The organism is Pseudomonas neuropathica (genome assembly GCF_051174785.1).
Taxonomy (GTDB): domain Bacteria; phylum Pseudomonadota; class Gammaproteobacteria; order Pseudomonadales; family Pseudomonadaceae; genus Aquipseudomonas; species Aquipseudomonas neuropathica_A.
Genome location: NZ_CP195111.1, coordinates 6,339,181 through 6,352,737 on the forward strand (window position 1 = coordinate 6,339,181; position 13,557 = coordinate 6,352,737).

Here is a 13,557-nt window from a genome sequence, read left to right on the forward strand (position 1 = left end):
CTAATAAAGTGCGGCAAAGTGAGACGTGCCTAACAAAAAACAACTTACTCATATTTAATATTTAAATAGAAAATCGTCAGACAATTAGGCAAAAGCCGCGCAACTAAAACATTCTTTCATCCCCGCACGCTTTATTTACGGCAGTTTTATGAAACAGCTCGATTTGATCTAAAAAAAATCCTTTACGGCAGATTTCAAATTGTGTCAGGTTTCTTACGCCTTCATTGGGCGAGTGATAGGACGATCTCGCCAGAGAGAGTCCTGTCGGACAAAAACTGTTCCATTGCTAAACAAGGAAGTGTGTTTATGTCGAAAGTTAAAGCGAATGCTATTGATACCGCAGAACAGGCTTTTCAGCTGTCTGCCTTCAGCTCGGCGTATAACCAGATCAATAGCTTCAGCCATCAGTACGATCGTGGCGGCAACCTCACGGTCAATGGCAAACCCTCCTTCTCCGTCGACCAGGCTGCAACCCAGTTGCTGCGCGACGGCGCTGCCTACCAGGACAAGGACGGCAGCGGCAAGATCGAACTCACCTATACGTTCCTGACTTCGGCATCGTCCAGCACGATGAACAAGCACGGGATCACTGGGTTCAGTCAGTTCAGTGCGCAACAACAATCCCAGGCCAAGCTCGCCATGCAATCCTGGGCTGACGTGGCCAATGTGACCTTTACCGAGAAAGCCTCGGGCGGTGACGGCCACATGACCTTCGGTAACTACAGTGGTGGCCAGGATGGCGCTGCAGCGTTCGCTTATCTGCCAGGCACCGGCGCCGGTTATGACGGCACCTCTTGGTACCTGATCAACAGTGGCTACACGCAAAACAAGAATCCGGATCTGAACAACTACGGTCGTCAGACCCTGACTCACGAAATCGGCCACAGCCTGGGTCTCGCTCACCCTGGCGACTACAACGCCGGTAATGGCAACCCGACCTACAACGACGCGTCCTACGGGCAAGATACCCGCGGCTACAGCGTCATGAGCTACTGGAGCGAAAGCAACACCAATCAAAACTTCAGCAAGGGCGGAGTCGAAGCGTATTCGTCCGGCCCGCTGATGGACGATATCGCTGCCATCCAGAAACTCTACGGTGCCAACACCACCACCCGTACCGGTGACACCACCTACGGCTTCAACTCCAACACCGGTCGCGACTTCCTCAGCGCTTCGTCGTCGAGTGACAAAGTGGTGTTCTCGGTGTGGGACGCGGGCGGCAAGGACACTCTGGACTTCTCGGGTTTCACCCAAAACCAGAAGATCAACCTCAATGACGCCTCGTTCTCCGACGTTGGCGGCCTGGTGGGCAACGTGTCCATCGCCAAGGGCGCGATTATCGAGAACGCCATTGGCGGTTCCGGCAGCGATCTGCTGATCGGCAACAGCGTGGCCAACGAACTCAAGGGCGGTGCCGGTAACGACATTCTCTGGGGTGGCGGTGGTGCTGACAAGCTGTGGGGCGGTGCCGGTTCGGACACGTTTGTGTTCGCTGCCAGCTCCGACTCCAAGCCGGGTGCGATCGATCAGATCCTCGATTTCGTCAGTGGTCTGGACAAAATCGACCTGACCGGTATCACCAACGGCGCAGGCCTGCACTTCGTCAGCAGCTTCACCGGTTCCGCCGGCGATGCCATTCTGACCTCGTCGGGCGGCAACAGCTTGTTGTCGGTGGACTTCTCCGGGCACGGCGTGGCGGACTTCCAGGTCAGCACCGTTGGCCAGGCAGCCACCAGCGACATCGTGGCGTGATGTAGAAATGGAAAGCGGCGTGTGATGCGCCGCTTTCTCCACTTGCATCCTGTTGCTCTGTAAGCAAGGCTACACGCCGGAGCGAATATTCCCATGATCTGTAAAGCTTTTACCTACAAGGCAATGGCGTGGCTCTCGGCGGCGCTCATCATGATTTCAGGAGAAACCAGCATGGCAAGCAGCCTCAGACTCGAAGATCCATCGGTTTTTGCCGGTCAGTGGCAGGCAACTTTGTCGACTCAAGGCGAAGATCCAAAAGCGCAAAAGCAGCAGGACAAGCCTTCGAACACTTGCCTCGTGGATCTGGCTCAAAACCAAACCCTGGGCCAAGGCGCCGACTGCCTGGGTGCATGGCTTGAAGCAACCCCGATCGGCTGGTTTCCCGATCCGGACGGCCTGTCGATCACCGGCAAGGAAGGTTCAAGAATCCAGTTTTTCAGTCGACAACGTGACGGGTTTTATCAGACTACTTTGAATTCTGGCCTGGTGATTACCCTTGAGCGCATGGCGCAATAACCTTGATTATCCGGAACACGACAAAGTTTTAATATAAAGCGCCACGCTACGGTTATAAGCAGCGCGGACTGACAACTGCACCGCAATTAATTACGCAAGTTGTTATGAAAGTGTAAGCGGGTACTTGCAAGTCATCTTTCGCAGGTAAGCGGAACATTAATTGAAGCCTCGCCCAAGTGCGGCGGGACCCATCATTTCAGGAAGAATCGATGAAGATGGCGAAGGCCCCAGCCACCGCTCCGTTATTCAAGGCATTGGCTGACTATAAAAGTATTCTGATCAGCGTCGGCTGCTTTACCGCACTGATTAACGTGCTGATGCTGGTGCCCTCCATCTATATGCTCCAGGTCTATGACCGGGTGCTGTCGTCGCAGAACGAAACGACCCTGGCGATGCTCTCGCTGATGGTGGTCGGCTTCTTCGCCTTTATTGGCCTGCTGGAAGTGGTGCGCAGCTTTATCGTGATCCGCATCGGAAGCCAGTTGGAGCGCCGCTTCAACCTACGGGTTTACCAAGCGGCGTTCGAACGCAACCTGTTCAAGGGCGAGGGTAACGCCGGGCAGTCGCTGGGCGACCTGACGCACATTCGCCAATTCGTCACCGGCCCGGCGCTGTTCGCGTTTTTCGATGCGCCGTGGTTCCCGGTCTATCTGTTCGTGATTTACCTGTTCAACGTCTGGCTTGGCGTACTCGCCACGGCGGGCGCATTGCTGCTGATCGGCCTGGCGTGCCTGAACGAATACATGACCAAAAAGCCGCTGGGCGAAGCCGCCGGTTATTCGCAACAGTCCAGCCAGTTGGCCACCAGCCATTTGCACAACGCCGAAACCATTCAGGCGATGGGCATGCTCGGTTCCCTGCGCAAGCGCTGGTTCCAGGTGCACTCGCGCTTCCTCGGTTTGCAAAACCAGGCGAGTGACACCGGTGCGGTGATCAGTTCTGTGAGTAAAACCTTGCGCCTGTGCCTGCAATCGTTGGTGTTGGGCCTGGGCGCGTTGCTGGTGATCAAGGGCGATATGACCGCCGGGATGATGATAGCCGGCTCGATACTGATGGGCCGCGTGCTCAGCCCGATTGACCAGTTGATCGCCGTGTGGAAGCAGTGGAGCGGGGCGAAACTGGCTTACCGTCGTCTCGATGCGCTGCTGCAAGCGTTCCCGCCGAGTGACGACGCCATGGCGCTGCCGGCGCCGAAAGGCCAGATTACTTTCGAACAGGTCAGCGCCGGCCCACCGGGGCAACGTGCGGCGACCCTGCAAATGGTCAATTTCAATCTGAATGCCGGCGAAGTGCTCGGTGTACTGGGTGCTTCCGGTTCCGGCAAATCTACCCTGGCCCGGGTGCTGGTCGGCGTGTGGCCGACCCTCGGCGGCACCGTGCGTCTTGATGGCGCGGATATTCATCGCTGGAACCGCGACCAGCTCGGCCCCTACATCGGTTATCTGCCGCAGGACATCGAGCTGTTCAGCGGCAGCATCGCCGAGAACATTGCGCGTTTCAGCGAGGCCGATCCGCAGAAAGTCGTCGCCGCCGCGCAACAGGCTGGTGTGCACGAAATGATCCTGCGTCTGCCGCAAGGCTACGACACGCAACTGGGCGAGGACGGCAGTGGCTTGTCCGGCGGCCAAAAGCAGCGCGTGGCATTGGCGCGTTCGATGTACGGCACGCCGAGTCTGGTGGTGCTGGATGAACCGAACTCCAACCTCGACACCGTCGGCGAAGCCGCGCTGGCCAGTGCTATCGCCGCGCTTAAAGCGCAAGGCACCACGGTGGTGCTGGTGACGCACCGTTCTTCGGTGTTGGCCCAGGCTGACAAACTGCTGGTCCTCAATGACGGGCGTCTGCAAGCCTTCGGCCCGAGTCAGGATGTGCTCAAGGCGCTCTCCGGCCAGCAAGAACAGCAACGGGAAAAAGCTGCACAGGCGCCGGGCGGGCTCAGCATGAGCCGACAGTATCAGCCCTCGACAAGGAATTCGGGTGTATGAGCAGCGCAAGCATGAACACTGAAAACGAAGCGAGCATGGAACACGCCTACATCACCGAGCGCCCGGAGCGCGATGCGAAGTTCTTCGCGCGCATGGGCTGGATTCTGGCGATCGTCGGCGCCGGCAGTTTCTTCACCTGGGCGGCCCTGGCACCGCTGGATCAAGGCATTCCGGTGCAAGGCACGGTCGTGGTGTCGGGCAAACGCAAAGCCGTGCAGTCGATGAGCAGCGGCGTGGTCAGCCGGATTCTGGTGCGCGAAGGCGAAATCGTGAAGCAGGGCCAGCCGCTGTTCCGCCTCGATCAGACGCAAGTCGCCGCCGACGTGCAGTCGCTGCAAGCGCAGTACCGCATGGCCTGGGCCAGCCTCGCGCGTTGGCAGGCCGAGCGTGACAACCTCAAGCAAGTGACCTTTCCGGCAGAACTGAGCAGTGACCCGGATCCGCGTCTGGCGCTGGTACTGGAAGGTCAGCGCCAACTGTTCAGCAGCCGTCGCGAGGCGTACTACCGCGAGCAGGCCGGACTGCGTGCGAGCATCGAAGGCGCCACCGCGCAACTGGCCGGCATGCGCCGCGCCCGCACCGATCTGAATGCCCAGGCCGACTCGCTGCAACAACAGCTAAGCAACCTGCAACCATTGGCCGACAACGGCTACATCCCGCGCAACCGCTTGATGGAATACCAGCGGCAACTGTCGCAAGTGCAGCAGCAACTGGCGGAAAACACCGGTGAAAGCGGCCGGGTCGAGCAGGGCATCCTCGAATCGCGCCTGAAGCTGCAACAGCACGGCGAGGAGTACCAGAAGGAGGTCCGCACGCAACTGGCCGACGCGCAACTGAAAAGCGTGACTCTGTCGGAGCAACTGACTTCCGCCGGTTTTGACCTGCAACACAGCGAAATCATCGCCACCGCTGACGGTGTGGCAGTCAACCTCGGCGTGCACACCGAAGGCGCTGTGGTGCGTCAGGGTGAAACCCTGCTGGAAATTGTCCCGCAAGGCACCCGACTGGAAGTGGAAGGGCATTTGCCGATCAACCTGATCGACAAGGTTGGCGCGCATTTGCCGGTGGACATCCTGTTTACCGCGTTCAACCAGAGCAAAACTCCGCGCGTGCCGGGGGAAGTCAGCCTGATTTCTGCTGACCAGATGGTCGATGAAAAAACCGGCGTGCCTTACTACGTGTTGCGCAGCAGCGTCAGCGATCAGGCCATGGAAAAACTCAATGGTCTGGTGATCAAGCCCGGCATGCCGGCAGAAATGTTCGTGCGCACCGGCGAACGTTCACTCCTCAACTATCTGTTCAAACCGCTGCTCGACCGGGCCGGCTCTGCGCTGACCGAAGAATAAGGATGTTCGGCTGTATGAATAAGCTTTCCATGCTCGGGGCGGCAATGATGCTGTTCGCGAGTCACTCAGCAGTGGCGGCCATGGGGCCGTTCGAGATCTACGAACAGGCGTTGCGCAATGACCCGGTGTTCCTCGGGGCGATCAAGGAGCGTGATGCAGGCCTGGAAAACCGGGCGATTAGCCGCGCCGGTCTGCTGCCGCGCATCGGTTACACCTACAACAAGGGCCGTAACTCGTCGAAAGCCACGTCGCTCGATGAGCGCGCCCGTAATCGTACCGATGACCGCAATTACAGCAGTTACGGCTCGGCCCTGACCCTGCAGCAACCGCTGCTCGACTACGAGGCGTATGCGGCGTACCGCAAAGGTGTCGCGCAGGCGTTGTTTGCCGACGAGAACTTTCGCGGCAAGAGCCAGGAATTGCTGGTCCGCGTGCTGGATAACTACACCAAGGCACTGTTCGCGCAGGATCAGATCGATATCGCCCAGGCGAAAAAGAATGCTTACGAGCAGCAGTTTCAGCAGAACGAGCACATGTTCAAGCAGGGTGAAGGCACGCGCACCGATATTCTTGAGGCTGAGTCGCGCTATGAGCTGGCGACCGCCGAGGAGATCGAGGCGCGCAACGAACAGGACGCCGCGTTGCGGGAACTGGGCGCACTGGTCGGCACGCCGGCGGTGGACATTGGTGATCTGGCGCCGCTGGATCAAAACTTTCAGACCTTTGCGCTGATGCCGGCCAATTACGACACCTGGCACGAAATGGCGGTGAGCAATAACCCCAATCTGGCTTCGCAACGCCAGGCCGTGGAAGTTGCGCGTTATGAGGTGGAGCGCAATCGCGCCGGGCACCTGCCGAAAATCAATGCCTACGCCTCGATGCGCCAGAACGAATCGGAAAGCGGCAACACTTACAACCAGCGCTACGAAACCAACACCATTGGTTTTGAAGTAAGTGTGCCGTTGTATGCCGGTGGCGGGGTCTCGGCTTCGACGCGTCAGGCTAGTCGCACCATGGAGCAGGCGGAGTATGAACTTGACGGCAAGACGCGCGAGACGCTGATCGAGCTGCGTCGGCAGTTCAGTGCTTGTTTGTCTGGGGTGAGCAAACTGCGCGCTTATCAGAAAGCGTTGAGTTCTGCCGAGGCGCTGGTGGTGTCGACCAAGCAGAGCATTCTCGGTGGTGAGCGGACCAACCTCGACGCGTTGAACGCCGAGCAGCAACTGTTTACCACCCGCCGTGATCTGGCGCAGGCGCGGTACGACTATCTGATGGCATGGACCAAGTTGCATTACTACGCCGGGACCTTGAACGAGCAGGACCTGGCGCGGGTGGATGAGGCTTTTGTGGTCGCTCACCAGCCCTCACCCTAACCCTCTCCCAGAGGGAGAGGGGACTGATCGGAGGATATTTTAGAAGTACACCGACCTGATCGAGCGGCACCGAATCCATAATCGACCAGGTTTTTCAGGTCGATGCATGACGCAAGACACCTCGGTCAGCTCCCTCTCCTCGGGGAGAGGGCTGGGGTGAGGGATGTGCCTTACCGAATCCACAATCGACGCGGTTTTCCAGGTCGATGCATGACGCAAGACACCTCGGTCAGCTCCCTCTCCCTCAGGGAGAGGGCTTGGGTGAGGGATGTGCCTTACTGAATCCATATTCGACGCGGTTTTTCAGGTCGATGTCATACGCAAGACACCGCGGTCAGCTCCCTCTCCTGGGGGAGAGGGCTGGGGTGAGGGGAACAGGCAACACCGCAGAAAAACCTGCATAAAACAATAAAAGTGAGTGGTGAACATGGAAGTAAGTATCAAGCCAATTTCGGTCGGTACCCTGCTGCTGGTGATTTCTGCAACCCAGGCTCAGGCGCAATACCTCGAAACCGGCCAACCCGGCGATGCCGCCAGTTGGCGCAGCGCCGAATTCCTCCGCGACTGGGGCCTGAGCCGCATGCAGGCCGAACAAGCCTACGCCGCCGGCATCACCGGCCAAGGCGTGAAAATCGGTGCCCTCGACTCCGGTTTCGATGCCGCCCACCCGGAGTTCGCTACCGACCGTTATCACCCGGTACTGGCCAGCGGCAGCTACATCGACGGCTCTCTATTCAGCGTCGACGGCACCCTCAACGCCAACAACGACTCCCACGGCACTCACGTGGTCGGCACCATGGGCGCCTCACGTGATGGCAGTGGCATGCACGGCGTGGCGTACAACGCACAAATCTACGTCGGCAACACCAACAAGAACGACAGCTTCCTGTTTGGCCCCAATCCCGATCCACGCTATTTCAAAGCGGTCTATGACGCCCTGGCGGATGCCGGCGTGCGCGCGATCAACAACAGCTGGGGCAGCCAGCCGCCGGATGTCAGCTACCGCACCCTCGCTGATCTGCACGCCGCTTACGCCCAGCACTGGAACAAAGGCACCTGGCTCGACGCAGCAGCGGATGTGTCCCGGCGTGGCGTGATCAACGTGTTCAGCGCCGGCAACAGCGGTTATCCGAATGCCAGCGTCCGTTCAGCGCTGCCGTATTTTCAGCCGGACCTTGAAGGTCACTGGCTGGCGGTGTCGGGCCTCGATCAGAGCAATCAGCAGAAGTATAACCAGTGCGGTCTCGCCAAATACTGGTGCATCACCACGCCGGGGGCGAAGATCGACAGCACCATTCCCGGTGGCGGTTACGCGATCAAGTCCGGCACCTCGATGTCGGCGCCGCATGCAACCGGCGCGCTGGCGCTGGTGATGGAACGCTACCCGTACATGAACAATCAGCAGGCACTCGAAGTGCTGCTGACCACCGCGACGCAACTGGATGGCTCGGTCACCGATGCGCCCACCGAACGGGTCGGCTGGGGCGTGGCCAACCTGAACCGGGCGATGCGCGGGCCGGGGCAGTTGCTTGGTGCGTTTGACGCCAGCCTAGGGGCAGGGCAGCGCGATGTCTGGAGTAATGACATCTCTGACAAGGCACTGATTCAACGCCAAAGCGAAGACCTCGCTGAGCACACAGCCTGGCAGCAGACCCTGCAAGACAAAGGCTGGCAGAACGGCGTTGCTGCCGGCGCCAGTCAGCAGGATCAGACCGATTACGCAGTCGGCAGCGCCCGTGACGCAGCGGCGGCAAGTCGGGTGTACCAGGGCAGCCTGATCAAATCCGGCGGCGGCCAGTTGATCCTCACCGGCGCCAACACTTATCGCGGTGCGACCACGGTCAATGGCGGCTTGCTCACGGTCAACGGTTCGCTGACTTCTGCCGTGACGGTCAACGACAGCGGCACCCTCGGCGGTTCCGGGCGAATCGCCTCGCTGCTCGCCAACAGCGGCGCTCGCGTGGCGCCGGGCAACTCCATCGGCACCTTGAACGTGGCCGGCGATGTGACGTTCGCGCCGGGTTCGACCTACGCCGTCGAGCTGTCGCCGACCAGCAGCGATCGCATCGTTGCCGGCGGCACGGCCAGCGTCAGCGGCGCTACCGTCAGTCTGTCGCTGGAAAACAGTCCGACATTGCTCAGCACCACCGAGGCGCAGAGCCTGTTGGGTCGCCAGTACGACATCCTGCAAGCGGCCGGCGGCATTCAGGGTCAGTTTGGCGCGGTATTGCCGAATTACCTGTTTATTGGCGGCAGCCTCGACTACGCCGCCAACACTATTCAACTGAACGTCGAACGTAACGCGACAACCTTCGCCAGCGTCGGGCAGACACCAAACCAACGCTCGGTGGCGGCTGCCGTCGAAGGCCTGGGCGCCGGCAATTCGGTCTACGAAAGCCTGTTGCGCTCACCTGATGCGAGTTCCGCGCAACAAGCCTTCCAGCAACTGAGTGGCGAAATCTACCCGGCGTTGAGTTCGATGCTGATCAATGACAGCCGCCAATTGCGCGATGCGGTGGGCGAGCGTCTGCACGACACCAACGCCGCACAAAGCAACGGCTGGATCAAAGCCCTCGGGGCTTGGGGCAAGACCGATTCAAGCCACGACACGGCCGGCTACAACACTTCGATCGGCGGTCTGCTGGCCGGTGTCGACGGGGCGCTGGACGAGCAGACGCGCATCGGTCTGGTTACCGGTTACAGCGATAGCTCATTGAGCATGGGTTCCGGCACGCATTCCTCGGCCAAGGTCGACAGCTATCACCTGGGCGCGTACGCCGGCCGTGAAATCGGCGCCTGGCGCTTGAGCACCGGTGCGGCCTACAGCTGGCATCGCGCCGATGTGAAGCGCGACCTGCAATACGGCGACGTCAGTGGCAAACAGAAGGCCAAGGTCGATGCGGCAACCACGCAAGTGTTCGGCGAAGCGGCTTATCGTCTGCACCTGCAACCATTGGCGCTGGAGCCGTTCGCCAACCTCGCCTACGTGCATCTGGACACCGAAGGCTTGACCGAGAAGGGCGACGCCGCCGCACTGAAAAGCTCCGGCGATCAACGTGACGCGGTGCTCAGCACCCTCGGCGTGCGGGCGATCAAGACCTTCAATCTTTCGCCTGCGCAATCACTCGACGTCAGCGGCCACCTCGGCTGGCAGCACAGCCTGAGCGACATCGACTCCGAACAGCACCTGCGCTTTGCCAGCGGCGGCACGCCGTACGCGGTGGAAAGCTCGGCGTTGGTGCGCGACGCGGCGCTGGTTGGTGTGCAGGCCAGCCTGGCGCTGAGCAAAGACGTGCGCGTCAACCTTGATTACAACGGACAACTGGCCAGTCGCGAGAAAAGCCATGGCGTCGGCCTGAGCCTTAACTGGCAGTTCTAACCCACGCTGATCGTTCCCACGCGGAGCGTGGGAACGATCATCGCCCTCAGTGGCAACGATCAGGATTTTTCGCAACATCACTAAGGAAGGTCGCTGGATGAATAACAACAATACCCCCGCGCAAACGGGGGGCCGCTTTGCCCTGAAAACCCTCACGCTCGCCGTGCTTTGTGCCATCGGTACGGCACACGCCGCGCCGTACGTGGAAAACGCTCGCACGGGCGATCCGTCGAGTTGGCGCAGTGCCGAGTTTCAGGCTGATTGGGGCCTGGGCGCGATTGGCGCCGATCACGCTTACGCCGCTGGCTATACCGGCAAAGGCGTGAAACTGGGGATCTTCGACCAGCCGGTGTACGCCGCGCACCCGGAGTTTTCCGGCAGCAATAAAGTCGTCACTTTGGTCACCAGCGGGATTCGCGAATACACCGACCCGTACATCCCGGTCAAAGCTGGCGATGCGTTCCGTTATGACGGTTCGCCCTCGGTCGGCTCCGACGGCAAACTCGGCGCCCACGGCACCCACGTCGGCGGTATCGCCGCCGGCAGTCGCGACGGCGGGCCGATGCACGGCGTGGCGTTCGGTGCGCAGATCATCAGCGCCGACAACGGTGACCCGGGCCCGGAAGACGGCATCGTTCGCGGTAACGACGGTGCGGTGTACAAGGCCGGTTGGGATGCGCTGATCGCCAGTGGCGCACGGATCATCAACAACAGCTGGGGCATCGGCATCACTGACCGTTTCGACCTTGGCGGCCGCGATCCGGCGTACCCGCACTTCACCGTCAATGACGCGCAGCTACAGTTCAACGAAATCCGCACACTGCTCGGCAGCAAACCCGGCGGCGCCTACGACGGCGCGATTGCCGCCGCGCGCAGCGGCATCGTCACGATCTTCGCCGCCGGCAACGACTACAACCTCAACAACCCGGACGCCATCGCCGGCCTCGGCTATTTCGTTCCGGACATCGCACCGAACTGGATCACCGTCGCCGCGTTGCAGCAGAACCCGGATCTGGCCAGCGCCAACCCGTACATCATGAGTACGTTCTCTTCGCGCTGCGGCTACACCGCGAGTTTCTGCGTCTCGGCGCCGGGCACGAAGATCTTCAGTTCGATCATCGAAGGCACCAACGCCGACAACCTGACCACCGGCTATAAAAACTACAACGGCACCTCGATGGCCGCGCCCCACGTCGCCGGTTCCATGGCGGTGCTGATGGAACGCTTCCCGTACATGAGCGGTGATCAGGTCGCCACGGTCTTGCGCACCACGGCCACCGACCTCGGCGCACCGGGCATCGACGCCTTGTACGGCTGGGGCATGATCAACTTGCGCAAGGGCATCGACGGCCCGTCGATGTTCGTCACCGAGCAGGATATTCCGGCGGAATTCCGCATCGACGGCGCTTATGGCTCCGGCCAGTTTGTCGCGGATCTGCCGGGCATCGGCGCGATCATCGATCAGGGCAAACCGACCGAACGCGTGTGCACCGACATCACTTGCGGCCTCGATACCTGGCGCAACGACATTTCCGGCCACGGTGGGTTGACCAAGCAAGGTATCGGCACGCTGGTGCTGACCGGCAACAACACTTACAGCGGCCCGACCCTGGTCAATAAAGGGCGTCTGGCCATCAACGGTTCGCTGCAGTCGGCGGTGACGGTGAATGACGGCGGTATCCTCGGCGGCAACGGCCGCATCGGCGCGCTGTCGGTGAACAGCGGCGGTATGGTCGCACCGGGTAACTCCATTGGCACCCTGAACGTGGCCGGTGACGTGACGTTTGCACCGGGTTCGACCTACGCCGTCGAGCTGTCGCCAACCAGCAGCGATCAGATCATCGCCACTGGCAAAGCGGTCATCGAAGGCGCGACGGTGAGCATGTCGCTGGAAAACAGCCCGACCTTGCTGACCACCAGCGAAGTGCAAAGCCTGCTCGGCACGCGTTACAACATCCTGCAAGCGGCCGGCGGCATCGAAGGGCGCTTCGGTCAGGTGTTGCCGGATTACGCGTTCCTTGGCGGCACCCTTGCGTACTCGGCCAGTGGCATTCAGTTGGCAGTCGGGCGTAACGATGCCTCGTTCGCCAGCGTCGGTTTGACGCCGAACCAACGCGCCGTGGGCGCTGCGGCTGAGCGTCTGGGCGCGGGTAACGCGCTGTTTGAAACCCTGTTGCTATCGCCGAATGCGGCGTCGGCGCAGCAAGCCTTCCAGCAACTGTCCGGCGAGATCCACCCGGCCATTGGCACGATGCTGATCAACGATAGCCGTTACCTGCGCGAAGCGGTGGGCGAGCGTCTGCGAGAGCGTGATCTGTTCAACGCTGGGGCACCGACCGATGACCGCAGCAACGCCTGGGTCAAAGTGTTGGGTTCGTGGGGCAAGAGCGATGGCGGGCATGACAATGCCGACTCCAACAGTTCCATCGGAGGCTTGCTGGCCGGTGTCGATGGCCTGATCGCTGAAGATACCCGTCTGGGTTTCGTTACCGGATATAGCGACAGCTCGTTGAGCATGGGCAGCGGCACGCACTCGTCGGCGTCGGTCGACAGCTACCACTTGGGTGCGTACCTGGGGCATCAGATCGATGCGCTGCGTCTGACCGTCGGTGGCGCTTACAGCTGGCACCGTGTCGACGTCAAACGTGACCTGCAGTTCGGGGACGTGAGCGGTAAACAAAAGACCAAGCACGATGCCGCCACCACTCAAGTGTTCACCGAGGCCGCTTATGATCTGGGCCTGCAACCGATGAACCTGGAGCCGTTCGCCAATCTGGCTTACGTGCACCTCAATACCGAAAGCTTCACCGAGAAGGGTGATGCCGCAGCGTTGAAGGGCGGTGAGGACAATCGTGATGTGGTGCTGTCGACCCTCGGCGTGCGCGCCAAGCGCAGCTTCGCGCTGTCGGATCAGCATCAGCTCGAACTGGGCGCGAGCCTCGGCTGGCAGCACAACCTGAACAACGTCGATGCTGACAGCCGTCTGGCCTTTGCCAACGGCAACAGCGCGTTCACCGTGCAGGGCGTGTCGATGGATCGCGATGCGGCGGTGGTTGGCGTGCGGGCCGGTCTGGCGCTCAACCGCGATGTGCGGGTGAACCTGGATTACAACGGCCTGATCGGTAGCAACGAGAAAGACCACGGTGTGGGTCTGACCCTCGACTGGCAGTTCTAAAGCGTACCGGCAGTTCTGCAGGAACTGCCGG

Annotated in this window: 7 protein-coding genes; all 7 read left to right on the forward strand. The window is 60.6% G+C overall.

All coding sequences use genetic code 11. The annotated features are described in order from the left end of the window. Positions 1-306: 306 nt before the first annotated feature. The 7 genes from ACRRSD_RS28435 to ACRRSD_RS28465 all read left to right on the forward strand — a co-directional run bounded on the left by ACRRSD_RS28435 (position 307) and on the right by ACRRSD_RS28465 (position 13,526). Positions 307-1,752, forward strand: coding sequence for a serralysin family metalloprotease (locus ACRRSD_RS28435; RefSeq protein ID WP_435036522.1), 1,446 nt, complete (start codon positions 307-309; stop codon positions 1,750-1,752). 93 nt (positions 1,753-1,845) lie between these two features. Then, complete coding sequence (locus ACRRSD_RS28440) at positions 1,846-2,268, forward strand: AprI/Inh family metalloprotease inhibitor (RefSeq protein ID WP_435036523.1); 423 nt, start codon at positions 1,846-1,848, stop codon at positions 2,266-2,268. A gap of 209 nt (positions 2,269-2,477) precedes the next feature. Continuing rightward, a complete protein-coding gene (locus ACRRSD_RS28445; RefSeq protein ID WP_435036524.1) occupies positions 2,478-4,253 on the forward strand; it encodes a type I secretion system permease/ATPase in 1,776 nt (591 codons plus the stop codon). Beyond that, the gene (locus ACRRSD_RS28450) at positions 4,250-5,599 is read left to right on the forward strand and encodes an HlyD family type I secretion periplasmic adaptor subunit (protein WP_435036525.1); all 1,350 of its coding nucleotides are present in this window, start codon (positions 4,250-4,252) and stop codon (positions 5,597-5,599) included. Before ACRRSD_RS28445 ends, ACRRSD_RS28450 begins: the two co-directional genes overlap by 4 nt. Positions 5,600-5,601: 2 nt before the next feature. After that, positions 5,602-6,972, forward strand: coding sequence for a TolC family outer membrane protein (locus tag ACRRSD_RS28455; protein ID WP_435036526.1), 1,371 nt, complete (start codon positions 5,602-5,604; stop codon positions 6,970-6,972). A 427-nt stretch (positions 6,973-7,399) separates the two neighbouring features. Beyond that, on the forward strand, positions 7,400-10,351 hold the full coding sequence (eprS, locus tag ACRRSD_RS28460; protein WP_435036527.1) for an autotransporter serine peptidase EprS: 2,952 nt from the start codon (positions 7,400-7,402) through the stop codon (positions 10,349-10,351). A 97-nt stretch (positions 10,352-10,448) separates the two neighbouring features. After that, a complete protein-coding gene (locus ACRRSD_RS28465) occupies positions 10,449-13,526 on the forward strand; it encodes an autotransporter domain-containing protein (RefSeq protein WP_435036528.1) in 3,078 nt (1,025 codons plus the stop codon). Positions 13,527-13,557: the final 31 nt, after the last annotated feature.